Annotated in this window: 20 protein-coding genes; 9 read left to right on the plus strand and 11 right to left on the minus strand. The window is 44.0% G+C overall.

Annotated elements, in window-relative coordinates; genetic code table 11:
* Positions 1-6 precede the first annotated feature (6 nt).
* Both ACAM39_RS04470 and ACAM39_RS04475 read left to right on the plus strand, forming a co-directional pair.
* Positions 7-762: a glycosyltransferase family 25 protein gene (locus ACAM39_RS04470; RefSeq protein WP_369628356.1), complete on the plus strand. Its 756-nt coding sequence runs from the start codon at positions 7-9 to the stop codon at positions 760-762.
* A gap of 16 nt (positions 763-778) precedes the next feature.
* Entirely contained in the window at positions 779-1,876 is a 1,098-nt protein-coding gene (locus ACAM39_RS04475) for a glycosyltransferase (protein WP_369628357.1), read from the plus strand.
* Here the strand turns inward: ACAM39_RS04475 and ACAM39_RS04480 are convergent.
* From ACAM39_RS04480 to aspS, 5 genes are all read right to left on the minus strand, one after another.
* Entirely contained in the window at positions 1,854-2,708 is an 855-nt protein-coding gene (locus ACAM39_RS04480) for a hypothetical protein (RefSeq protein ID WP_369628358.1), read from the minus strand. The two genes, ACAM39_RS04475 and ACAM39_RS04480, sit on opposite strands and share 23 nt — an antisense overlap.
* A complete protein-coding gene (locus tag ACAM39_RS04485; RefSeq protein WP_369628359.1) occupies positions 2,699-3,508 on the minus strand; it encodes a hypothetical protein in 810 nt (269 codons plus the stop codon). The genes ACAM39_RS04480 and ACAM39_RS04485 overlap by 10 nt, the downstream gene beginning before the upstream one ends.
* A 108-nt stretch (positions 3,509-3,616) precedes the next feature.
* Positions 3,617-4,399: a glycosyltransferase gene (locus ACAM39_RS04490; protein ID WP_472828244.1), complete on the minus strand. Its 783-nt coding sequence runs from the start codon at positions 4,397-4,399 to the stop codon at positions 3,617-3,619.
* Between the two features lie 18 nt (positions 4,400-4,417).
* Complete coding sequence (locus tag ACAM39_RS04495) at positions 4,418-5,362, minus strand: lysophospholipid acyltransferase family protein (RefSeq protein ID WP_369628360.1); 945 nt, start codon at positions 5,360-5,362, stop codon at positions 4,418-4,420.
* A 22-nt stretch (positions 5,363-5,384) separates the two neighbouring features.
* Entirely contained in the window at positions 5,385-7,190 is a 1,806-nt protein-coding gene (gene aspS / locus ACAM39_RS04500) for an aspartate--tRNA ligase (RefSeq protein ID WP_369628361.1), read from the minus strand.
* A gap of 253 nt (positions 7,191-7,443) precedes the next feature.
* Here aspS and sohB point away from each other — a divergent pair, with 253 nt between their 5' ends.
* From sohB to ACAM39_RS04520, 4 genes are all read left to right on the plus strand, one after another.
* Complete coding sequence (sohB, locus tag ACAM39_RS04505) at positions 7,444-8,433, plus strand: protease SohB (RefSeq protein ID WP_369628362.1); 990 nt, start codon at positions 7,444-7,446, stop codon at positions 8,431-8,433.
* Positions 8,434-8,525: 92 nt separating this feature from the next.
* Positions 8,526-9,188: a DUF1543 domain-containing protein gene (locus ACAM39_RS04510; RefSeq protein WP_369628363.1), complete on the plus strand. Its 663-nt coding sequence runs from the start codon at positions 8,526-8,528 to the stop codon at positions 9,186-9,188.
* A 121-nt stretch (positions 9,189-9,309) separates the two neighbouring features.
* Positions 9,310-11,397 carry an AAA family ATPase gene (locus ACAM39_RS04515; RefSeq protein ID WP_369628364.1) on the plus strand — a complete coding sequence of 696 codons (2,088 nt, stop codon included), beginning with the start codon at positions 9,310-9,312 and terminating at the stop codon, positions 11,395-11,397.
* A 28-nt stretch (positions 11,398-11,425) separates the two neighbouring features.
* Entirely contained in the window at positions 11,426-12,514 is a 1,089-nt protein-coding gene (locus ACAM39_RS04520; protein WP_369628365.1) for a type I glyceraldehyde-3-phosphate dehydrogenase, read from the plus strand.
* Between the two features lie 105 nt (positions 12,515-12,619).
* Here ACAM39_RS04520 and purH read toward each other — a convergent pair whose 3' ends face one another.
* From purH to mrcB, 5 genes are all read right to left on the minus strand, one after another.
* A complete protein-coding gene (gene purH / locus ACAM39_RS04525) occupies positions 12,620-14,200 on the minus strand; it encodes a bifunctional phosphoribosylaminoimidazolecarboxamide formyltransferase/IMP cyclohydrolase (protein WP_369628366.1) in 1,581 nt (526 codons plus the stop codon).
* Positions 14,201-14,351: 151 nt separating this feature from the next.
* Positions 14,352-14,681 (minus strand): helix-turn-helix domain-containing protein, encoded by a 330-nt coding sequence (locus tag ACAM39_RS04530; protein ID WP_472828245.1) that lies wholly within the window; start codon positions 14,679-14,681, stop codon positions 14,352-14,354.
* Between the two features lie 231 nt (positions 14,682-14,912).
* Positions 14,913-16,106, minus strand: coding sequence for a DUF3426 domain-containing protein (locus ACAM39_RS04535; RefSeq protein ID WP_369628367.1), 1,194 nt, complete (start codon positions 16,104-16,106; stop codon positions 14,913-14,915).
* 222 nt (positions 16,107-16,328) lie between these two features.
* Complete coding sequence (gene prmA / locus ACAM39_RS04540) at positions 16,329-17,237, minus strand: 50S ribosomal protein L11 methyltransferase (RefSeq protein WP_369628368.1); 909 nt, start codon at positions 17,235-17,237, stop codon at positions 16,329-16,331.
* A gap of 213 nt (positions 17,238-17,450) precedes the next feature.
* The gene (mrcB, locus tag ACAM39_RS04545) at positions 17,451-20,057 is read right to left on the minus strand and encodes a penicillin-binding protein 1B (protein ID WP_369628369.1); all 2,607 of its coding nucleotides are present in this window, start codon (positions 20,055-20,057) and stop codon (positions 17,451-17,453) included.
* Between the two features lie 187 nt (positions 20,058-20,244).
* On the opposite strand from mrcB, the gene ACAM39_RS04550 reads away from it, so the two are divergent.
* Entirely contained in the window at positions 20,245-22,983 is a 2,739-nt protein-coding gene (locus ACAM39_RS04550) for a heavy metal translocating P-type ATPase (protein WP_369628370.1), read from the plus strand.
* A gap of 20 nt (positions 22,984-23,003) precedes the next feature.
* Here the strand turns inward: ACAM39_RS04550 and ACAM39_RS04555 are convergent, their stop codons facing one another.
* Positions 23,004-23,924 (minus strand): hypothetical protein, encoded by a 921-nt coding sequence (locus tag ACAM39_RS04555; protein ID WP_369628371.1) that lies wholly within the window; start codon positions 23,922-23,924, stop codon positions 23,004-23,006.
* Positions 23,925-24,284: 360 nt separating this feature from the next.
* On the opposite strand from ACAM39_RS04555, the gene ACAM39_RS04560 reads away from it, so the two are divergent.
* Together ACAM39_RS04560 and ACAM39_RS04565 are read left to right on the plus strand one after the other, a co-directional pair.
* Positions 24,285-25,070 (plus strand): DnaA ATPase domain-containing protein, encoded by a 786-nt coding sequence (locus ACAM39_RS04560; protein ID WP_095355572.1) that lies wholly within the window; start codon positions 24,285-24,287, stop codon positions 25,068-25,070.
* A gap of 77 nt (positions 25,071-25,147) precedes the next feature.
* Positions 25,148-25,837, plus strand: coding sequence for a DUF2057 family protein (locus tag ACAM39_RS04565; RefSeq protein ID WP_369628372.1), 690 nt, complete (start codon positions 25,148-25,150; stop codon positions 25,835-25,837).
* The last annotated feature ends 86 nt before the right edge of the window (positions 25,838-25,923 follow it).

The following is a 25,923-nucleotide window of genomic DNA, read 5'->3' on the forward strand; positions in this document are numbered from 1 at the left end:
AAAGTGATGCTAAAAAATTATGTGATTAGTCTCGCTCATCATAGCAAGCGGCAAAGCCATATCCAACAAGAGTTTGATAAGCAGCACATACCTTTTACTTTTTTTTCGGCGGTCACCCCTGATAAAAATACCCAAGTCGCTCAGCGACTGGCGATTGATATCACAAAGTCGGTATCTAGTGACACCGAAATTGCCTGTTTTTTAAGTCATGTTAGCTTGTGGCAACGCTGTGTGGATGAAAATCTTGATTATATCGGGATTTATGAGGATGACGTTTTTTTAGGTCAGCAGTTTGACCAGTTGATCCGCCAAATTGATGTTTTTCAAAGCCAAGCTATCGATATTTTAAAATTAGAAAAGGTAAGCCCAAGGGTGCATTTGGCTCATCCGATAGTCTTACCTCAGAGTAAACGGACGATTAATGAATTAAAGTCTCGTCATTTAGGCGGGGCAGGTTATTTGCTATCCCATCGCGCTTGTCAGTATTTATTACAATATATTAGAAACTTGCCCCAACTTGAGGCAGTCGATGTGATGTTATTTGATGTGGGTAAATACCCCAAAGCCCTGCCTGTATATCAGCTTGTGCCTGCGATTGTGATTCAGGAGCATCACCTATTACCGCAAGTTGCTTTGGCAAGCAGCCTACAGGCAACCAGAAGCAGAGAAATTAAACGCCACTTAACAGGGCTGCAAAAAATCAAACGTGAAGTCCTGCGTGCGACACGCCCGCTATACATGACCAACCTTACCTTTGAATAAACCTAAGGAGCCACTTGTGAGCTGCAACCCCTCAAATATCATTGTGTTGGTTATCAACTGCTTGCAGGGGGGCGGGGCAGAAAAGTCAGTATTGACGCTCGCGGAAGGCTTTTATCAACTGGGCTATAAAGTCCATATCATCCGATTTAAAGCCACCACAGAATATGAGCTTAGTCCACATATTAATTTTCATATTGTCAACTTTAAGTGGTTTAAATTAATCCCCAGTGATAGGCTACGTTACCAACAATTTGCCAAACATTTAGATAACTATATTTTAACGCATATTGGTCAGCCATGTTTGACGATTGCAAATTTGGAACGGGCGGACAAGGTATTAAGCTATAGCCAATTATTCAATGTCATTCATGTGATTCGTAATACCCTTTCTCAAGAACTGAAATTAGCCCAAGCTCGCAACAAGCCTATGGATATAGCGCAGCTAAAGACGACCTATCATGCGCAGCCTTGTGTGGCGATTAGTAAAGGGGTGGCGGTGGATTTTAAAGCGACCTTAGGGCTGACAAATATTGCCACGATTTATAACCCAATTGATAACAAGCTTATTGAGGCAATGGCAGGGGCATACTCGCTAGAGACTACGGAGTTTATTGTGCATGTGGGCAGCTTTAAATACCAAAAAGCCCATGATATCCTGCTAAAAGCCTATGCCAAAACTTCGCAACGTTATCCGCTGTATTTGGTGGGTCAAGGCAAGCTGATGGCAGAAACCAAACAGCTTGCGGTTGATTTAGGGATTAGCGATAAGGTGGTATTTACTGGCTTTAAATCTAACCCCTATCCGTATATCAAACACGCTAAATGCTTAGTGTTAAGTTCTCGATTTGAGGGCTTTGGGCGAGTGATTGCCGAAGCATTAGCCGTGGATACGCCTGTGATAAGCACCGACTGTCCGTATGGCCCTAGTGAGTTGTTACCAAGGCAAAATCTTGTCCCTGTCGATGATATTGACGCCTTAGCCCAATTATTAGAACAAGCAATGGCAAATCCATCGGCGTTTGCCGTGCCGTTTGATGAGCGATTTTTACCCAAAAATATCGCTAACCAATACATTGAGCGATTCGTGACCTCTAATCTGCCCGATACGGAATAAATGTAAACAAATCCTTAGAGACGGGCGAGTGGTTATAAATTTGCACGCCTTTTTGCTGATAGTTGCGGGCTACCCAATCAAACGATGGTACGATACGGTGGGTGATAGCCTTATCAAGTTTGGTCGGGGCAGCATTGTCTTGGTTTTCATAAAACCGTGGCTGCTGGCTATTGATTAAATCAATGCCATACAGATGTATCATTTGAAATCCTAGAGAATAAGCAAGCTGTAACGCCACCAACGCTACCGTTCCCCCTTCAACAAAGCCGTAACGAATATCCCAAGACACCCCAATTTTTTTATTGATGCTATGATAAGGGCTATGTTTTAGGTGTTTTAGTCGGGTACGTTTATTGAGTGTGACAGCTATTTTTCCTAAAAGGCTAGTTTGCTGAAGGGCAATCAAACTATCATCAATTGGTCTATCGACTGGATAGATGATATAGATATGGTCGGCATATTGAACTAAAAAATCGGGCGCATCTTGCCATAGTTGTTCTGCCACTAACGCACTGATATATAATGGATACTCCCCCCGATAATACTGCAGCGGAATACTACAGTTATGCTTAATAAAGCGTGGGTCCGTGATGACATACGCCACAATCTTGTCAAATTTATAGTGTTCGGTCAGGCTAATACTGCCATTTACAAATATAACCGACTCACAACCAAGCGGTTCGATGGCATTGGTCTGGATGCTTGGGCCTGACGCCAAAATATGTACTGTCGTATCAGAGACTTTTGGTAGCACAAATGCAGGATTGACAATACGCAGGGCGATTGTCTGAGTAGATCGGGTAAATATCAAAGAATGATTGGCTACCACCATGCTGATTTTTCATCCTTATGTAGTTGTTTTAATGTGGTGAATGCGCTAGGTTGGTCATGCAATCTAGCAAACACCTTGAGTAAGAGTGTGGTAGAAAAAGGGTCTTCAGCATAAAAACGCTGATACCGCTCACGCATATGTTTTAGTGTATCGTCCTTACCTAGCCTAAAATAGGTCAAACCAGCATACAGCGGTTTATGATGCGCGTACAAAACAGCGGATTTTTCCTCATCTACGCTGGCAGATGAACGACAGAGATATTGCTGGGTTTCGTAGACTTTTACCGTATTAATCAAAGTAATAATATTGAGTAACATTGCCTTTCTAGTCGGCTTTGGATCAAAATCAATAAAGGTGTCGCAGGCAGAGGCAATCCACCGTAAACTTAAATTATCCATCAGATAGTCAGTCTGAGTTTGCCAAAGATGGGTAAAGGTTTGGAAAGTTTTTTCAGGTTGAAACCGACGGCGTAATAATACAATCAGTATCGCATGATAAAAACTAAGTTCAGATTGTCCTATAAACTCGTGTTGCAACGTGGTTAAATGGGTGTATAAATTGCGAATACACCGTGGCTGATAGTCCTTAAGCGGGTTTATCGGTTCATCTACTTGGGTATCATCTAATAAATGAGGGTGGGCTTGAATAATCGTATCAATGATACAACAAGTATCACTATCAATCATACGACTTTTCATCGCCTCAATATTTTGCCCGGCATAGTGGTCAATAATTTGATTCGCCCCAAGGCGTTTTTCACTTTTAAATAATAAAATAAACTTACGATGCCAGTTTGCCATTTTTTATTATTCCTAAAACCGCAAGCTTATGTGAAATTTCTTCTAAGTTTACTTATCCGATGCTCAATTATCCATTAACTATTTAAGGATTAACTATCGAAGGTTGAGTTATCGCCAATAATCCCTAATCCAGTCAGTGGGTAATACCTTACGATACCACTTACCGCTTTTGCCCATGATGGCATCGGGTGGATTCACTTCCCCATGAAAAATTACCATTTTTGCCCCTTTAGGCAAAATCGGCGGTTTGACAAAACTTAAGGGAAATGGCTGCACACATTGGTATTTAAAGCTCACGCACCAAGACGCATCCCAATATTCAAGGTGATGATGTTCACGCAAATAATTGGATAGGTAAGCTTGCTCATGGCGTACTTGGCTACGAATCGTGTCAAAATTTTGCTCAAAATTAGATAACAAATTCGGATAAGTATGTTGTCCGACTTTAAAGCGATACACCGATGAATTACCCACCATGCGCCACGGTTTTTTCCAATCACGGATAATCACCACACTGTCATCGTGCTGCGCTTGATACGTAAAAAAGCAATCAATATTATCGACAATCACAATATCAATATCCAAAAATAACGCCGTGCCTTTCAAATCATATAATTCAGGGCTAAAGGTGGTCAGTTTTTTCCAGCCACGTTCAGGGATATTACTGGGTAAATTAAGCTCAGGAATTGGGTAGCATCTGACGTTGGCATCTATCCCTGTGCTATCATCGGTCAAACATACCATTTGAAAGGGTAGTGTTAAATGTCTGTCAACCATATTGTACAGGCGATTAACGTACTCAGCACCGTATTTGGTGCCCCATTTCATACAAATAATGTAACGGTTTTCATCAGGCAGAGCAGGCACTGAAGTATAATTTGGTAAAGTCATAAGTCAATGATTATCATATTAAGTAAGTGAATTGATAATATCATGATTGCTAAGTTTTGGATAACGCTGGCGAACCGCTAATGCGATGGATGGCTCGGCATTATAAATAACTGGAAATCCTGGCACACGTTTAAAGCGCTTATAGCCCCACATGTATTGACTGGGGAAACGGTCAATCATCCGCTCGATGGCGTGATTCATCGCGGTTGTCGCTGTCACCATGTTTTTGTCATACAAGGCGGGATCAGTTAGCTCATCACAATAAATATCAAAGCCTTGTCCATCGTCACGGCGTACACAGGTCAAACCCACCAAGCTACACTTTGTTTTACTGGCTAATTTGCTAGCAAGGGTACTGGTCAATGTCGGAATACCAAAAAACGGCACCACTTCACCGCCAGATGGGTCGGGGACATGGTCAGGCAATATGATACTAAAACCGCCTGCTTTTAGGGTTTTAAAAATCGCTTTGACCCCAGTCGCATCGGTTGGTACCAAAGTTGCATTCAGTCGCTGACGCCCTTTTAGCACAAACTGATTGGCTTGTTCACCTTTCACGGGTTTATACATGATGGTGGGTGCACCAAACTGGTTGAGCCACGCATTCATGATTTCCCATGTTCCCAAATGCGGCACAATCGCAAGCATGCCATTGGGGTTTTGTAAGCCTTGCATCAAAACTTGTTGATGATGCACGGTATGGATTTGTTTGTCCGACCACGCAGGTGGCATCGCCCAGCTTTTAGCCGATTCCACCATGTTTTTGCTTTGATTGGCAATACAAGCTCTGGCAAGCTGGTCACGCTGAGTTTCAGTGAGTTCAGGATAGACAAGTCGTAAGTTAGTATCAATGGTTTTCATGATACTTTTGTCACGACGAAGTGAAATGATAAAGCTTGCGATATGTGCCAATAGATATAGCATCCACATTGGCACATATTTAAGAAGAGTAAAGGCATTCATCTAATTAAAGGTGTGACCTCGATTAAGATTGTGGCGCTTTACTGTCTTTTTCGCGTATACGGATACCCAATTCACGCAGTTGTTTGCCATCCACAGGCGCAGGGGCATCAGTCAGCGGACATTCAGCCGTTTTAGTTTTTGGGAAGGCGATGACGTCTCGAATCGATTGTGAGCCTGTCATTAGCATAATTAAACGGTCAAGACCGAATGCCAAACCACCGTGCGGTGGCGCACCGTATTTTAGCGCGTTAAGTAAGAATGAGAATTTCTCTTCGGCTTCGGCTTCAGAAATACCCAAGGCTTCAAATACCGCTTTTTGCATATCTAAGGTATTGATACGCAGTGAACCGCCACCGATTTCAGTACCGTTTAATACCATGTCATAAGCGATAGACAGCGCGGTTTCTGGGTTGTTTTTCATCGCTTCAACCGTGCCTTTTGGCTTGGTGAAGGGGTGATGCACCGACGTCCATTTACCGTCATCGGTTTCTTCAAACATCGGGAAATCCACGACCCAAAGCGGCGCCCATTCTTGGGTTAGCATATTTAGGTCTAGACCCAATTTGACACGCAGCGCACCCATGGCATCATTGACGACTTTGGCTTTATCCGCGCCAAAGAAGATGATATCACCGGTTTGCGCCTCAGTACGTTTAATCAGCTCGACCAATACTTCATCAGTCATGTTTTTGATAATCGGTGATTGCAAACCTGATTCTTTATCCACACCGTTGTTGATGTTGCTCACATCGTTGACTTTGATATAAGCCAAACCTTTTGCGCCATAAATGCCGACAAATTTAGTATATTCGTCAATTTGTTTACGGGTGAGGTCGCTACCCTGTGGCACCCGAAGCGCCACCACACGACCTTTTGGGTCTTGGGCAGGGGCTGAGAATACTTTAAATTCCACAGACTGCATGATATCAGCCACATCAATTAACTTCATAGGAATACGCAAGTCTGGTTTGTCAGACGCATAGTCACGCATGGCTTCAGCGTATGTCATACGCGGGAAGGTATCAAATTCAATGTCCATCATGGTTTTGAACAAGTCTTTTGTTAATCCTTCGGCAATGTTCATGATATCTTCATCACTTAAGAATGAGGTTTCGATATCGATTTGGGTAAATTCTGGCTGGCGGTCAGCACGTAAGTCTTCATCACGAAAACACTTAGCAATTTGATAATAACGATCAAAACCCGCTACCATCAGCAGCTGTTTAAAAAGCTGAGGCGACTGTGGTAGGGCATAAAACTCACCGTTTGACACGCGGCTAGGCACCAAATAATCACGCGCGCCTTCTGGGGTGGCACGGGTCAAGATGGGGGTTTCTACATCCAAGAAACCTTGGTCATCTAGGTAACGGCGAATGGTCGAAGTGGCTTTGGCGCGAAACTTCATACGCTCTTGCATCTCTGGACGGCGCATGTCTAAAAAGCGATATTTTAGGCGCAGTTCTTCAGAAACGTTGGTGAACTCATCATTGAGGGGGAATGGCGGTGTCTCAGAGGTGGCGATTGTTTCGATGTCTTTGGCCAATAACTCCACTTGACCGCTGGTCATGTTTTTGTTTTCAGTACCCGCATAACGCTGACGCACACGACCGGTGATTTTGAGCACATATTCAGAACGCGCGCTATCTGCTGTAGCGAATGCTTCTGGGGTATCTGGGTCGATGACCACTTGCAGTAGGCCTTCACGGTCACGCATATCCAAGAAAATAACCCCACCGTGGTCACGGCGACGATGCACCCAACCGCAAATAGTGATGGTTTGATCGTTTAAGTTTTCGGTGACAAGCCCGCAATAGTGTGTACGCATCATAATGAAGCAATCCCAATATTTTTCGTAATGTAAGAAGTAGCAAAAATTTTTATAAACGAATATTATGCCTTGTTTACTTGGATTTCACAATATGAAACACGGTTTATCATGCATATCTACTAGCCATGCCTGTCACAGACATTTCGCGAATATTGTGTGGATAAGCGATTGAAAACAGCAAAATAAACGCTATATAAAACCCATTGTGTCAATTTTTTCCTTAATTTATTTTTACTTAATCTAGAGAATTATTATGCTATTTCAAAATGCCAAACATCCGCTTGAAATGAAAGTCACCCATTTAAATAAAGTCAAAGCCCAGCGCAAACAACAATTACAATTGCAAATGGTGGATGATAAAGGGTTAACCTCACTCATCAGCCGCGCATTGACAGACTTGACGAAAAAAGAAAATACCAAAAAAACCCCAAAATTTGGTCTGTTTAAAAATAAACCTACCAACAAAAATTGTTTTGTGCTGGATTTTCATGGCGATGTAAAAGCCACTGAAGTACAGCAACTGCGTGAAGAAATCAGCACGCTACTCACGGTTGCGCAAGCTGAAGATGAAGTCATTGTGCGCCTTGAGTCCTCAGGTGGCATGGTACACGCATATGGCCTAGCAGCAGCGCAGTTGGCACGTATAAAAGAAGCAGGACTACACTTAACGGTCTGTATTGATAAAGTCGCCGCCAGTGGTGGCTATATGATGGCGTGTGTGGCTGATAAAATTTTGGCGGCGCCATTTGCAGTGGTTGGCTCGATTGGTGTGGTGGCACAAGTGCCCAATTTTCATGATTTATTAGAAAAACATGACATCGATGTCGAAGTATTTACCGCAGGTAAATACAAACGCACGGTAACCGTGTTTGGTGAAAATACCGAAGAAGACAAACAGAAATTCCAACAAGAGCTGGAAGAAACGCACAAACTATTTAAAGACTTTGTGCGCAAATACCGTCCAAGTTTGGATGTTGAACAAGTGGCAACCGGTGAGCATTGGTACGGGGAAGATGCGATAACACGCAATTTGGTCGATGCTCTGCAAACATCGGACAGTTATATCTTAGAGAAGATGACAGATAACGAATTGTATGCCATTCAATCTCGCCAAAAACCGACTATCGCGCAGAAGCTAGGCATCTCGCAAGCGGCACAAGCGGTGGTAGCGACAGCGATTGATAAACTACCAGATGCCTTGGCAAAGTTAGAAAGCGCTAAAATGCCGATGGTCAAAAAATAACCGTAAGATAAAATAATAAAAATCTGTGATAAAAACCTGTGAGGCTTGGCAGGTTTTTAACTTTTAATGGCGACACATTTGGGCTTATAACTATGAAACTATTTATGTTAAAAATCGGGGCGCGTCCCCAAGGAAGACTGATTGAACAGCATGATGTAATGTTTGTGATTGCAAATAGCCTAAGTGAAACAATTGAGAGTGTCAATCAGCACTGGCCGGCAGTCAAAAACAACTGGCACTTAGACGCATGGCGAGAAGTGAAGCGGGTGGGTGATTATCAAATTTTGTTGTCGAAAAATAGCTGGTCAAAAGATAACGCGCTGGCAGATAACAGGTTGGCAGATGACATATTTGCAGATGATAATGTAGATAACAAATTAGATAGTCAAGGCAAACAACTTTATTTTGTCAATTTAGGTGGTTATCTGCCAGGTCACTTTGAAGAGTTTCATTATAAAACACTTGTGGTAGCCGAGACGCTAGGTAAAGCAACGGCGCAAGTTAAAAAAACGGCATTTTATCAAGATTATACATTTGATAATGTCGATACCGCCAAAAGCGGCGTGGCAACCAGTCATGTTGATGATAAGCATGAACTAGACTTGGATGATATTCACTGTGTGGCTGATTTACTGCCAAAAGACGTGGCATTAACCATTCAGCCATTAACCGAGCCTGAAAAAAATCAGCTACCTGACGATGCGCTGCATATTGGTTATTTAAGTCTCAAGCAAATCAAAACCATGATTGACTAACCGGTGAAGCATCTGATAGCTTATTTTGGCGTTGTCAATCATTGCCTTTACTCGGCTTTGCCTTTATAGTAGGCTCATTTTTAACCCCTTCTTTTTTATCTATAAAAGCTTTGTATAACTAATGAAACAAGCCACCGCCCTTGATATCCTTAAAACTGGTAAAAATGTATTTTTAACAGGCTCAGCAGGGGCGGGCAAGACCTATACCATCAATCAGTATTTGCATTATCTGCGCGCAAGGGATGTAGCGGTCGCGGTGACGGCAAGCACAGGCATTGCTGCCACCCATATGAACGGCATGACCATTCACAGCTGGGCAGGCATCGGTATCAGTAATGAGTTAACTGCCAAAGACATCGCCCGAATCAAAAAACGCACGGTGGTTGTGGAGCGCATTGAACGCACCAAAGTATTGGTGATTGATGAAATCTCGATGCTGCATCGACAGCAATTTGAGCTGATTAACCAAGTGCTACAAGCCATCAAGGAAAACACATTGCCATTTGGTGGTATACAGCTATTGGTTGCCGGGGATTTTTTTCAGTTGCCGCCGATTGGTGAGCCCCATGAGAGCAACCGCGATAAATTTGCCTTTATGGCGCAAGCTTGGCTGGATGCAGATTTTCAAATTTGCTATTTATCCGAGCAGCATCGTCAAAAAACTGACAAAACAGCGGTGGCAGGTAACACGTATTATGGTTTGGATTTGAATACGATTTTAAATCAGATTCGTAGCCAGCAGTTTACCCCCCATATCATGCCTGCTTTGACCGCTACGGCTGAGCATGTGCTAGCCGACAACCGTACCCGACTGTTTACCCACAATGTCAACGTGCAAGCCATCAATGAGCAGGAACTTGGCAAACTTACCACAGCGGCGCATACTTTTCGCGCGTGGGGAGAAGGCGATGAAAAGCTGGTTGAAACGCTAAAAAAATCCGTACGCAATACCCCAGAGCTCGTGCTCAAACTTGGCGCAAAAGTGATGTTTATCAAAAACAACACCGAGCTCAATGTCTCAAATGGCACCATGGGCAAGGTAGTTGATTTTGTTGCCACCACCCTTAAACAACCAAATAAACAAACAAACGATAGCCCATCAACAAACAGCCCATCAAAAAACCTATCTGAGCCGCTCGATGAGCAAGCGCTAGCAGCAGATGCAAGTGCTTTGCTCGATGCCATCGAACAAGAACAACAAGCCGATATGGCAGACTTGCTGGATGAAGTGAATGGCGGTGAATCACAACAAACTCACCCCACTGATGAGGATAGGGATGAGGATGATGCTGCCCCGACAGACACGGCTGATGACAAATTATCGGAGTTACTGTATCCCTTGGTTGAGCTCAATGACGGCCGCAAAGTCATCGCTGAATATGATTCATGGCGTATTGATGATGAAGACGGCGAAATACTGGCTGCCTATTATCATATCCCCTTGACGCTGGCATGGGCGATTACCATTCACAAAAGCCAAGGCATGACGCTGGATGCGGCAGAAGTGGATTTATCCAAAACCTTTGAAAAAGGGCAGGGCTATGTGGCTTTATCACGGTTAAAGCAGCTATCTGGACTACAATTACTGGGCGTCAATGAATTAAGCTTACAGCTTGATCCCTTAGCGCGCGGGGCTGATCAGCGATTTCAGGCGATCAGTGCAGAGCAAGAAGGTGAATTTTTGACGCGCAGTAAAAAACAGCTCAATGACCTTCATCGTGAATTTATCATTCAATGCCGGGGTACGCTGGATAAAGAAAAAATCGCTGCGTATGAAAATCGCGCCAAACAACAGCAAAAACTGCTTGAAAAACGTCGCCATGCTGTACAGCAGCTGCAATCTTTGGCGGATGATGCGGCGGGCGTTATCACTCCCACGGTGCTGGAAACCAAAGCCTTGTTGGATGAAAGTTTGACTATCGCAGAAATTGCGCAAGCCCGTAATCTCGCCCAATCAACCGTGATGGGGCATATCGAGAAAATTGCTGAGCATTTTCCCCGCGCCAACATAGCGCATCTACGACCTGAGGACGAATGGCTACAACCGATTGATAAGGCGTATCAAAAAATAGCCAAACGTGATGACAAACGCGATAAAGATAACGATGGCAACATCAAAATTCGTGCGATTGTCCAAGAGTTAAGAAACGCCTATTCTTATAATGATGTGAAACTTGCCTTGTTATTTTTAAAACCGCATGGCAATTGAGCACTTGTCTAGTAAGGAATATCCCTGATTGAATGCTTCCACTATCAAACCTTTTAACATCGCTATTAATGGCTTTGGTCGTATTGGGCGCAACGTGCTCCGTGCTTATATCGAACGGTTTTGTCAAAATCCTTCACAATTACAGCCGTTAAATATCGTCGCCATCAATGATATTGCTGAGCCAGCAACCCTGCTACATCTGCTCAAATATGACAGTACCCACGGCCGATTATCGGCGGTCAGTGATATCCATATTGAATTAAAAACAGTGGATTTGGGTGAAAAACAACAGCATTTCTTGCTATTAAGCCAAGGGGAGTTTCGGCAAAAAATTGCGTTGATACAGCAGCCCCTTGCCACCAAATTACCTTGGGAAAAACTGGGCATTGATATGGTGCTTGAGAGCACGGGTCATTTTCGTAGCTATGAACAGGCGTCACAGCATATTATGGCGGGCGCCAAACAGGTGATGATCGGGGCTGCCCCGTTTGATTATGTGGATGCCAGTATCGTAGTGGGCGTCAATGACCATGAGCTTAGCCGTGATAAAAAGATTTTATCCAGTGTGTCGTGTACCACCCAAGCGCTCGTGCCTTTACTATATGTATTGCATCATGCCTATGGCGTCGAATCAGCAATGATGACCGAAATCCATGCGGTGACTGCTGACCAAACCGTGCTTGACCAAGTGCACCGTGATTTGCGCCGTGCACGGGCTTCTGGGCATAACATTATCCCAACCACATCAAGTAGTATCGCTGCGGTCAATCGGGTGATGCCGCATATGGCAGGCAAGGTGAATGGGTATTCTATTCGCGTCCCGACCATGGATGTCGCGGCAATTGATGTGACATTTACCTTTGACAAAGCCACGGATGTTACCGCTATCAATCAGCTGTTAAAACATGCCAGTGAACAAGATTTATTGGGTATCATGGATTATAGTGATGAGCCATTGGTGTCCAGTGACTTTATCCATGATGTGCATTCATTGGTGATTGATAGCTTACAGACCATGAGTGTCGGGCGGCAGTTTAAAGTGTTTGCTTGGTATGATAATGAATGGGGCTACGCCAATCGCATGCTCGATATTTGCCAAACTTTAGCCAAAATCTAAACCTAAGCTGAGATTTAAGCATTGACAAAGCAATCAAACGAAAAAAGTTATCAATTAAAAAAGGCGAAACCTAATCAGTTTCGCCTTTTTGATGCCTAACAAAAATTAATGTCTAAAATGACGCATACCGGTAAACACCATCGCAATGCCATGTTCATCGGCTGCGGCGATGGTTTCGTCATCGCGCATGGAGCCACCGGGCTGGATAATCGCCTTAATCCCCACCGCTGCAGCATTGTCAATACCATCACGAAATGGGAAGAAGGCATCTGATGCCATTACCGCACCCACAGGCGATAGACCAGCGTGCTCAGCTTTAATCGCGGCAATACGGGCTGAGTTGACACGGCTCATTTGCCCTGCACCTACCCCAATGGTACGCCCATCTCTGGCATACACAATCGCGTTGGATTTCACATATTTTGCGACTTGCCAAGTAAATAGCAAATCATCGAATTGTTGCTGAGTCGGCTGTACTTTTGTCACCACTTTTAAATCATCTAAAGTAATTAAGCCCAAATCTTGCGCTTGCACCAATAAACCCCCAGTGACGCGTTTGAAATCAAACTGGGCTTGGCGCTCACTTGGGTTTGGTAATTCACCGCAGACTAACACGCGCACATTTTTCTTGGCAGATGTGACATCAAGTACGCCATCGGCAATGCTTGGGGCGATGATGACTTCAACAAATTGCTGATCCACAATCGCTTTTGCTGTTTTGATATCTAATTCACGGTTAAAGGCGATGATACCGCCAAACGCAGATTCTGGGTCAGTGGCAAAGGCTTTTTGATAAGCATTGGTTAAATCGGCATCCACGGCCACGCCACAAGGATTGGCGTGTTTAACGATGACACACGCAGGCATATCAAACGATTTCACGCATTCTAACGCCGCATCGGTATCTGCGATGTTGTTGTAAGATAGTTCTTTACCTTGTAATTGCTTGGCGGTGGCAATACTGGCTTCTTTTTGACCATTTATCTGGGCTTTTTCCACATAAAAAGCGGCTTGTTGATGCGGGTTTTCACCATAGCGCAAGTCTTGCGCTTTGTCCATTTGCACGTTAAAAGTACGCGGGAATTGGTCAGCCGATTCAAAGCTTTGCAGGCGATTGCCTAAAAAGTTGGCAATCATACCGTCATAATGTGCTGTATGCTCAAATGCTTTTACCGCTAAATCAAAACGAGTGGTATCACTGATGCGACCGTTTGCTGTTAGTTCGCCCAAGATGGCTGCATAATCGTTGGGGCTTGTCACGATGCTGACATGGTCATGATTTTTTGCCGCGGCACGCACCATGGTAGGTCCACCAATATCAATGTTTTCGATGGCGTCTTCTTTGGTGACATTCGGGTTGGCAACGGTTTGGGCGAATGGATAGAGATTGACAACGACCATGTCAATATGGTCGATGCCATGCTCTTGCATAATGGCATCATCAGTGCCGCGGCGACCTAAAATACCGCCATGAATTTTTGGATGTAGGGTTTTTACCCGACCATCCATCATCTCTGCAAAACCTGTGTATTCTGCGACCTCAGTCACTGCTAAGTCATGTTGTTTGAGTAGTTTGTAGGTGCCACCTGTTGATAGTAGACGAAAACCGTGGGTGATTAGACCTTTGGCAAAATCCACAATACCCGATTTATCAGAAACAGAGAGCAATGCATAAGCTTGATTCATAATTGACTCGACTCGTTGACAAAAAAACACTGGGTGCAGAAAAAACAAAAAGTCAGTTATGACGAACTGACTGATTGACTTTCATACCCCAACTCTATAAATCCCTAAATATGGGGATATCTTATCATAAAACAGCGGGTATTTTTATCAATTATAATAATTGGTAGGTTTTGAGTTTTTTCCGCAATGTACCGCGATTAAGTCCCAAAATCTCTGCGGTTTTGGTTTGATTGCCACGGGTGTGTTCAAGGACGACACTGATTAGCGGTTTTTCAAATTGTGACAACATAAGCTCATAAAGCTGGGTCGGTTGTTGTTCTTTTAAATTATCGAAATACTCTCGTACCACAAGCTCAATATGATGAGCTAAGCTTGCGCTGGGAGAAGTTTGCGATGGGGTATGGGTAGTGTATGGGTTAGATGGGCTATCTGACATATTGGAATACTTGGCGCGATTTTGTAAAGCAATAGAATTGGGCATAACAGATTCTCAAAATAAATTTGCTGACAAATTTATCGAATAACTCGTTAGTTGATAGATTAAATAAAACTTAAATATATGGACGGATAATAAAGTTATTGATACTTATACTAAAACAATTATAAAAGCGATAGCAAGCGTAAGTTGTTTGTAATATGTAAAATTCTGCGATAAATCGTGGGGGCTGTATGAGATTGACATTAGCAACGCTGTAATCAAGCTAAAAACAATTTAATAAACCAGCTCAATGTTAGCGGCTTGGACTTTAGTTTTTGGAAAATCAATCCGCAATTTGATGGGTTTTATTTGATGCGGCATCAAATAATTGTTACCGGTTTTCAAATAATGGCTAGGGGTGAGTAGGGTTTGCGCAAGTATGGTATTGCCATTGCGCAGCGAAACCTTAACACTCGGGTAGATAATATTATTGTCTGTGGTATTGGTCAGGGTAAATACCACGTCAGTCTGCCCCGCTTGTTTGGATGAATGCGCAAGCTTTAGCATCTGCACATCAATAAGCTCGGTATCAGCCAGAGGCAATTGACAGGCGGGTATTTTATGGCAAATAGTTGATAGCAGGGCGGCGTTTGTTGTTGACGTGATTAAGGTGTTAATGTTAAAAATAATATATTGCGCGGCTAACAAAAAGATTAATAGTAAACTGCCTAATCCCCAAACGATGCCCATATTAAAAGATTTTGCATTCAGCGATTGCTGCGAGGAAACTTGTTGCGACAAGCGCTCATCAATCTTTTTTTGATACGCTAATAAATCTGCTTGCTGCTCGTTACTCGTATCAATCGCAATTTGGTCAAAAATATCTGTGTTAAACACAGTATTTATGCCTCGCTTGGGTTTAGTGTGGGTGGCGGATGAGTCGTCCATTGCTTCGTTATCATCCGCTTGCGCCATTAAACTTTGTAGCCAAGCATTCTCATCGCCTGAAGTGTCTTTATCTTTGGCGAGTTCTATTGCTTCAGCGGCATCCTTATCGTCAATGATTGGCTTTTTAGGCTTGCTATCTTTGGCTTTTGGCAGTTGCTCAAAATTGTCTATAATCTCAAAGTCATCTAATTGGCTGGTTGATTTAGCTTTGGCTGATGTGGTCGAAGATTTTGACAAGGCATACGGTGAGGTGGGTTTAACGGGTTCATTGACAATGGGATTACCAGCTTCATCAAGACCTGACTCATCATCAAATAAAATATCCTCAGATTTATCGTCAATGAGCACCGAGGGCATCTGATGGTTTTGACTTGAGAGTGGATTGTTGTTAACAAATTTTTTTTGTTCTAGTTGTTCAGTAGCTGAGAAAGTGGTTTTGCAATGGGAACAACGAACGTACCCATGTCTAACGTCTAACTGTTCATCATTGATTTTAAATGCATGTTGGCAGTCTGGGCATTTGGCATTGTACAAATTCATCGCAACATCACTTCCCTTTTAGCATTTTTAGTTTGCGTCTTTGATTTTTAATAATGTCGTGTGTTAAATCATTTAATGACGAATAAAAAATAAAGTCAACAAATTTTCTAGAATTTATATTCACTAGGCTGCTAGCTATGTTACTAGGCTGTTACTATGCTTCGACGGGGAAAAGACGACCTTACTTCCCTGTAAGGCTTTTTATACGAATCGCGACTTGTCCTAATCGCGGCGAAAACCCGAGAGGCGATGCCAATGTCTATCTTCCTGCGCGCTAAAGGTAAATTCGCCATCCATCTCAAAATAAGGCTGATAGGCAGCTTTTACATCTTCCACTTGGTTTTCAATCAGACCGGCCAACACAATGCTACCTTGAGATTTCAATAATGTCGCAAAATAAGGGGCAAGGCTCATTAGTGGTTTGGCTAAAATATTGGCGGTTATCAAGTCCACGGGCAAAATAGCTTGCTCTTTACAATAGTCACTAAATTGTTCAGGTAAAAATGCCTGAAGCTGATCGGCTACCTTGTTGCGCTCGGCATTTTGATGGGTGGCCAATACCGCTTGGGGGTCAATATCGACCGCGTACACCTGTTTTGCCCCTAGCAAAAGCGCCGCAATGCCCAAAATACCTGAGCCGCACCCATAGTCAATCACCACTTTATCTTGCAAAGGTTGTTCTGTTAGCCAATCAATACAAAGACGGGTGGTTGCATGGTAACCTGTGCCAAATGCCAAGCCTGGATCCATGATGATGTTAATCGCATTGGGGTTAGGGGGTGACATCCATTTGGGCACAATCCAAAGTCCATTGGCACATTCAATGGGATGGTAATTCTTCATCCACTCACGTTCCCAATCTTTGTCATCCACTCGGCTGGTCCACACGCGTGTCGCCACCACATCATTGGCGATAGCTTGACTCAAAGTTTCCAAATTACAATCGCCATCAAATAGCCCAGTCACAATCACATCATCCCACAGTGGCGATTCACCGGGCAATGGTTCAAATAGCGGTTGGTCACCCGCATCATCTAAACTAATACTGAGCGCATCGGCTTCGAGCATCAAGGTTTCCGCCAGTTCGGCTTGCGATTTTTCGCATCGAATATGTAATTGCTGCCAAGGCATAAACAGTCCTTAAAAATAACAAATAAAATAATGAAAAAATAGAATAATGAAACGATAAAAGGCGAGCGCGCTGGCTTGGTAGTATAAACGCATTTAGCCAAAAATGCGATGTGACTCAAAAATGAAAACGCCCATTTATTGCTTGACGCACCCAAGCCAAAACACCTAAAGGCAAGGGCAAGGACAAATAAGAAGGTTTGCCTGTTATCGTCTCTAAAACATTTCTTTGACCGATTTTTCTAACCAAGACTGCGAGCGCGGCGCCGCATTGAGTGGTTGGTTGGTATGGGTCGGGTCGCCGCTATTATTAGGGTTATTAGGGTTATTAGGGTTAGTCTGGGTATTGCCCGTATTAGTCGCCTCATTTTGGTAGGGATTGGGTGCAGGTGGGTTATTACCAATGGTATCTTCATCGGTTTGTCTACGCTCAATATTGTCATAGCGCTGTTGTTGGCTCTGTCCAAACTCACTCATTGCCTGTTGTTGCTGGGCGGCAAATCTTGCTTCTTGTTCACTTTGGTATAGTTGTACCGCGCATTCACTACTATCTTGCGGTAGATTGTCGGTATCAACAGGTACATAGATGGCATTTGGACATTTTTCATTGGATAATTGTGATTTGCCGTTTTCCATCCATAGCCATTCGATATTGCCTGGCGCGATGAGATTAACTGGCGTAAGCTTTTGCTGCTTCATAAAATTCATCCACATCGGCAAAGCGCCATTGCCGCCACTTAAGCCTGTGGGTTTATTGTCATCTAAACCGACCCAAACAACGCTGACCACATTGCCACTATAGCCTGCAAACCACGCATCGCGATAATCATTGGTAGTCCCTGTTTTACCTGCAAGATTGAGGTTGTCACCGAGCGCCAGCGCCGCTTTGGCAGTACCTTGCTTGATGACCTGCTGCATCGCATAATTGGTGAGATAGGCAGCCGTAGGGTTGATGACTTGCTGATTTTTTTGTTCCATGCCCTGAACCACTCGTCCTTGGTCATCAATAATCGTGCGAATGGTATGAATTTCATGACGCAAGCCACCTGTTGCTAGCACTTGATAAATCCCCAACATATCCATGGGTGATAGATTTACCGCGCCAAGCAAGGTAGAGGGATAATTGGGCAATGGGCTACTGATACCCATACGGTACAATTGATTTAAAAAATTGGGAATACCGACTTCCATGCCCACACGCACTGCGGCTTGGTTATAGGAATTGGCTAAAGCGCTGGTGAGGGGGATAATACCATGACTGCCGCCACCGTAATTGCTGGGTGTCCAGGTCTTACCATCGGTCATTTTTAGCACAATTGGGCTGTCATCGACACTACTTGATAAATTGTAACGACCCTGCTCAAATGCGGTTAAGTAAATAATCGGCTTGAGTAAAGAGCCAACTTGGCGCTTGGCATCGACGGCGCGATTAAAACCGGTAAAATCACGACTACTTCCCACCACAGCGAGTAGTTCACCGTTGTTGGGGTTGGCGCTAACTAGGGCGGCTTGCAAATTAGTGAGCTGTTTGGGATTACTTTTTTTTAACTGATTGATGCTTTGAATGACCGCATTGGTCGCGGTTTTTTGAACATTGGGGTCAAAACTGGTAAATATTCTTAAGCCTTCGTTTTTGAGATCGTTGGCATCATAGGTACGGGTGAGTTCTCGCTTGACCACATCGAGATAATCTGGAAAACGCGTTTTACCAATCACAGGATTGTAAGACACGCTCAGTGGCTGTTGCACCGCTTCATCATATTGCTGTTGGCTGATTTTACCGGTTATTAGCATATTGCTCAGTACCACGTTACGGCGTTTTAGGGCAGCATCGGGGTAGCGTAGCGGATTGTACTGGGTAGGGCCTTTGGCAAGCCCTACCAGCATCGCCATTTGGTCGAGTCGAAGCTCTTTTAGCGGGCGGTTAAAGTAAAACTGCGAGGCAAGCCCAAACCCGTTAATGGAGTGATTGCCATTTTGACCTAAGTTAATCTCATTCATATAGGCTTGCAAAATCTCACTTTTGCTGTAATGCATTTCAAGCAAAATCGCCATCACCGCTTCATTGGCTTTACGTTTGATAGTACGGTCTGAGTTGAGATAGAAGTTTTTAACCAGTTGCTGGGTGATGGTGGAGCCGCCTTGGCGTGAACCGCCCATAAAATTGCTATAAATCGCACGTCCTATCCCGCGGATAGACACGCCGTGATGCTGATAAAAACTGCGGTCTTCTGTTGCCACCAGCGCATCAATTAATGGCTGCGGATAGTCATTGATGGTTAAAACGATGCGGTCTTCATTGTTGTCTGGATAGATACCGCCAATAAAAATTGGCTCAACCCGCGCCACACCCGATGGATTGGGACGGGTACTTTGTAATTTTTCAATTTGGTTATCTTTGAGCGTGACCTTAATAATTTGCGATGGCTCAGTATCGTTGGCGGCAAATTTAAATTCGCGGGTATGAATATAGTATTCGCCATTTTTTTTGCTATAAGTCCCGGCATTGTCATAGTTTTTGTCAGGGGCATAGGTGAGTAAGTTTAACCAATTTTCCAATTCATCATCGCTAAGGGGATTACCCACCGCTAACGTTAATGGTTGCGAGTAGACTTTTGCAGGGATGTTCCAGCGTTTGCCCTCAAATTTTTGGGTGATGATATTATCTTGGCGCACCAGATATAACCCAAGCAACACCAAGCCGCCCAATACTGTCACCACAAAGATGAAGCTCAGGATAAACATCCCTTGTTGGTTTGAGTCATGCTGGAATTTAGGCGAGTTTTGGCGATTTTTAGCGGCAGAGATAACGGTTGAATTCATACAAAAATGCGTCACGATCAAGGGTATAAAAAAGTGCTTTATCATGACCCAAAATACGCCAAAATACAATGTCAACATCGTGCTATTTTGCCACGTTTATAGAGGATTTTTGAACTTTAATACACGGTTTTGGAGTACAATAACAGTCATTTTTGGGTGAGTTAGGGTTTTTGCCCTAGGGGGTTTGATGATGCCAAACAATAGCCAATTTGGGGCAAAACAATCGGATATTGGGCAGTCGGTTGTGACCGATGCGCCTAGCCGTACGCATAGTGAGGCGGATAGCAAATTTACTACCACGTATCAAGATGTGGAGCTGGTGTTGCCGGCAGAAGGGCATTGTTTTCATTGCGGCGACCCGCTACCAAGCCCGCCATTTTTTACCCATGTATTGGGTGAAGAGCGGGCGATGTGCTGTATGGGCTGCCAGCTTGCTTCGCAAAGTATCATCGAGGCGGGGCTTGAGCAATACTATCTTGACCGCAGTGAAATTAATCGTACCGCCAGTCTCCCTGATTCGTTATATCAGCTGCAAGCGTATGACCACGACGATATCAAATCGCAATTTATTTACCATCAGCAAGGGCACAGCGTTGCTGAGCTGTCAATCAGCAATTTGCGCTGTGCTGCCTGTAGTTGGCTGATTGAAACCCAATTATATCGCCTTGATGGCATGGACACTTGCCAAGTCAATCTCACCAATCAACGGATGCGCGTGGTATGGGATGACAAAAAATTGCCGATTAGCCAAATTTTGGCAAATGTGCAAGCCATTGGGTATGATGCCAAACCCTATCGGCAAGATACCCATGAGGCGATGCTCAAGCGAGATAATCGCCGTATGTTGTTTCAATTGGGCATTGCGGCATTGGGTGCCATGCAAGCGATGATGTTCGCAGTGGCGCTATATTTTGGGGAATATTCAGGTATCGGCGTCAACGATCGGCAATTTTTACGCTGGGTATCGCTGTTTGTGAGTATTCCTGTGTTTTTGATTGCAGGCTTGCCATTTTTTCAATCGGCGTGGTCAGCGATTAAAGCCCGGCAAGTCAATATGGATGTGCCGATTAGTATCGCCATTGTCATTACCTTTTTGGCAAGTTTATATGCGACATTGACCAACACGGGCGAGACCTATTATGACTCGGTTAGTATGCTGATATTTTTCTTATTGGCGGGCAAATTTGTCGAGCACAATGCCAGGCTAAAGGCTGCCAATTTAGCCAATGATTTGGTGGTCGTCGAACCTGTGTTGGTCGCAAAGCTGGGTCATGAAGCGCCGTTAGCGATAGAGAATAGGGATGTCTCACAAGTGACGCGCTATGCCAGTCAATATAAAGACCTTTTTTATCAGTCACTTAGTATAGACCCTGCCAATAGGGGTGATAATGAGCAAATGGTTTCGGCGCAGTCGCTAAAAGTGGGTGATATTGTCCGCATTGATGCTGGTAGCAGTATCATCAGTGATGGTATTTTGCTGTCGGATAGTGCCACGGTGTCGGAAAGTTTATTGACCGGGGAGAGTGACTTAATCATCAAACGCTTGGGCGATAGCATTGTGGGCGGTAGCCAAAATGACAGTCAGCCGTTTGTGATGCAAATCACCACATTACCCAATGACAGCCAAATGGGGGTGATTGACAGGTTAGTGAATCGCTCGCTCAGTGAAAAACCGCAAATCGCCTTAAAAGCAGACAAACTGGCACGCTGGTTTGTCGCGCGGGTACTGGTGATTGCCAGTATGGTGTTTTTGGCATGGTATTTTATCGAGCCGAGTCATGCCATTTGGGCAACGGTTGCCGTATTGGTCGCTACTTGCCCCTGTGCCTTATCATTGGCCACACCCATCGCATTAACCGTTTCTACCAATCGACTAGCAAGCTTGGGGTTTTTGGCGACGCGCGGGCATACCATTACCACACTCGCTGAAGTCACCCATGTGGCGTTTGATAAAACCGGTACATTGACATACGGTCAACCCAATTTGATGGCGATTGAAACGCTGGATGTACCGTATGGTGTTAAACAAAATCCGTCAGTGGATTTTACTGAAGATGACGCTAAAAACGAAGACGAGACAAAAAACCATTTTTTAAGTATTGCAGCGAGCCTTGAAGTGGGTAGTCGTCACCCTATTGCCCATGCGTTATTGACCATGACTCGGCAAATGCATTTGCCCGCTACCAGCGATTTGATGCACATTCCCGGGGGCGGTCTGCAAGCCACGATTGATGGGCTAAGTTACCGTCTAGGTCATCACGGTTTTGCAGTGCCATCAGGATTAGACGATGGGTTACTGCCAAATCTCACCAAGCACCAAGCCAGCACCAGTGTGACCTTATCAAGACAAGATAGCCTAAGCAAAAAATGGCAGCCACTGGCGCATTTTTATTTTCATGATAAAGTCCGAGAAGGCGCTTTAGCTACCATTAAACATCTTAAAGAACAAGGCGCGCAGGTGCTAATGCTCACCGGTGACCCAAGTGCTCAGGCGTTTGAAGTAGCGCGCGAGCTTGGTATTGACACGGTTTATAAAGGTCTTACCCCGAATGATAAGGTACAACATTTAAAAGCGCTGCAGCAGCAGGGACACATCGTGCAAATGGTCGGTGATGGGGTGAACGATGCACCGGTACTTGCCGCTGCCAATATCTCAACCGCCATGGCAGGGGCAGCAGATTTGGCGCAAGTCTCCAGTGACTCCTTGGTGCTTAATGGTCAAATCCAAGCCGTGGCAAAAGCGCGTGAGGTGGCGTTCAAGACCGATCACATTATTGCCCAAAACTTCAAATGGGCACTCGGGTATAACTTTATCGTACTGATACCCGCTGCGTTAGGCTATGTGCCGCCTTGGTTGGCTGCGTTTGGTATGTCATTAAGCTCACTGTTTGTGGTGCTCAATGCGTTACGTCTCAAACGCGCTTAATGGCGCAATTTATCAAAGCTTTATGCTTTTGGCTTACTAAAATCATACGCCGTGACTATTTGCGCGTTTTTGGTAAAATCGATGAAATAATAGAAGTATTTATCATTCTCATCAATCACCCGATCGCCGTTGGTATCGGCTTGGGTTGAGAAGTAAAAACGTTTGGTCTCAGGCTGCCATTTATAATGTTTAAAATATTGATTATTGGGCGTGAGTTTCAATAAATTTTTGCCATTTAAATCGCTTAAATACAAGGTAAGCTGCTGATCAAGATTGGTTTTATTGTCATCATCGTCAGCTATCTCTTTGACTTCATAGATAAAATAGCCTAGCAGTAAGGTATTGCCGACTTTGACTGCCAATGGGTTGATTGCTTCTTTCGCAGCTTGCGGTTGGGTAGGTGCAGTTTGCGTGATGGCAGCTTTTTTCTGCGCTGTTTTATCATCTTGGCTTAAATCTACCAATGGCGTGTGCACCGCTCTTATCACAAAATTATCTTGTGGAAATAGCCGGTGTACTTGCCCGGTTTTTAGCCCTTCAAACACAATATTGTAAACACTGCTTTGAAATTCATACGCAGTAACTTCTTGAAAGTAACTGACGGGTGATTTTTTAGCATCACTGGCATCGCTTTCAACTTTGCGATTGATAGGCACTGATGGAATAATCGGATGCAGTAGGCTTGGCACACCTGCCAAATACACCGGAAAATCCATGCGTTTTAACCCGACTGTGGCAGGTGGGATACTGGCTGGGGTTTGGGCAATGATGACTTCAGGTACGTTAGACGGTGAAGGGGCGTCGCTGGCTCGGTTAGTTGTCTCAGGGGTGGGTTGGCAGGCGGTAAGTCCCAAGCCTAGCCACATAGCGCTCAAGGTGCTTATAGTGATATGTAATGGTCTAAAAAAATTCGCATTACGCCATTGGTTAACAAAAGACATAGGGGTCTCCATTACAAAGATAATCAAATATACTACTAAAATGATAAGACATGTACAATCTTTGGTTATATCATCGCATTCAGCGCTATAATGGCATTGACTGTTTTTGTCTTGAGTGTTTTAAAAAGTAAATAAGAAAGGTAAGTAAATTTGAAATAACCCAACACGGGGCAAAAGGCGCGTGAGTAGCTATTTCATAAATTTAGGTTATAATAGTCAAAATTTAGTTAGACGCTTGAATTTTTTGCTTTTAAACTTTTAAACTTTTAAGCATAGGGCGGCTAACTGGGCAGCACTATGTGTATAGTGGTTTATGATTTATTTTCAAAAAGGGATATCTTACCGATTGCGAGTGCATGAATGTCGGAACAATTAAGTCTAAACTTAAATATCAAGCAGTCCGCGAGTATCAGTGACTTTAGTGGTCCAGGCTGGGTATCCATCATCGATGTGGTGCGCCAAATGCATGTAGGGCTATTGACGCAGCTATATCTATACGGCGAGCGCGATACAGGTAAAACCCATCTACTAAACGCTATCTGCGAATCCTTCCGTGATATCGACCAATCTGTTATTTATCTGTCGCTGCGTGAGCTGATAAATGCCAATATGGATGCCATGGTGTTGTCATCGCTAGAGAATACTACGGTGATTGCGCTTGATGATATGGATGCAATTCAAGGTCATCCTGAGTGGCAAGAAGCAGTTTTTCATCTGATTAATTTATCGCAAGAATACGGTAATAAAATTATTTTTGCCAGTCGGTTGCCAGTAAAGTCGTTAAATTTTGAGCTGCGAGATTTGCTATCAAGGCTTGCGCGAGCCGCGACTTTTCAGTTGCCGACGGGCAGTGATAGGCTTGATAGACAGCTAATTTTGGAATCGGTATTACGCCGTCGTCATTGGCACTTTGACCCGCGCATTATTGACTATTTGCTCAACGAAGGTCCACACCGCATCGGCGCGATGTTGGCAGTGTTAAACGAATTGCAGCCATTGTTTTCCAACATGGAACGCACCCCATTAAACAAAGTGAGCAAAGCCAAAATTCAAGATGCGATGAATATTATTGATAATTTAACGCTCAATTTTGAATTGGCGGATTTTGATGAAATTGCAGAAAATGAAAATTTTTTAGATTTTTGACCGGGTTTGTCATAGGAATTGCGTGATAAATGGGTTAGAATCCATCAACAGTTTGATGTAAAACAACAGGATATCCTATGAATAAACAGTACTTATGGACGGCTGCCGTGTTGACTGCGGGCGTGTTCGCAACCACACAAACATTTGCCCAAGTCACCTTGAATGTTGCTGATAATACCGTGGTGACTGCCATTAATGGTCAAGAAGTCAAAAACGGCTTGCTTTCAAAACCGCAAAAAACCTACAAACTTGAGCCAGGCAAACATGTGATTACTGCCAAGTACAATCGGTTGTACGAGCTGCGCGGTGACAATCACGATGTGTTACGTTCAAGCAATATTAGCGTTCCGGTAGAGCTTGCCGACAATCAAACGTATGTTTTGGATATGCTAGGTCAACCAGAAGACTATAATGCCGCCAAAGAATATGTCAAACAACCGACACTAGCGGTGCTACAAGGCAAGCAAATCATTGCAAGTCAGAAAGCCACATCCAGCAGTAGTTCAAGCATTTTTGGCGGCTTGGGTAATGCGTTAGGCGGTGTGTTTGGTGGTAGCTCAAAAGCGGTTGAAGCCAATCAGCAAACCATCAATGCCTTAGGACAATCAGGGGGCGCGATTCCCGCTATCAATCAACCTAGTAATCAATCTGGCAATCAACCTGTGACAACAGTCAGTTCAACCGATAATCTCGATCAATTTATGCAGTTATGGTTGAGAGCCACGCCAGCAGAGCGTGATAAAATTCGTCAGTGGGTGCAAAAATAATCACCCAATGCGCCCCCATGCGCCCCCATGCGCCAAAAAAACGATGCCAAGTGCATCGTTTTTTATGGTCTTACTATTACTTACTT

The sequence above is a fragment of the Moraxella sp. K02 genome (assembly GCF_041154755.1).
In the GTDB taxonomy this organism is placed as follows: domain Bacteria; phylum Pseudomonadota; class Gammaproteobacteria; order Pseudomonadales; family Moraxellaceae; genus Faucicola.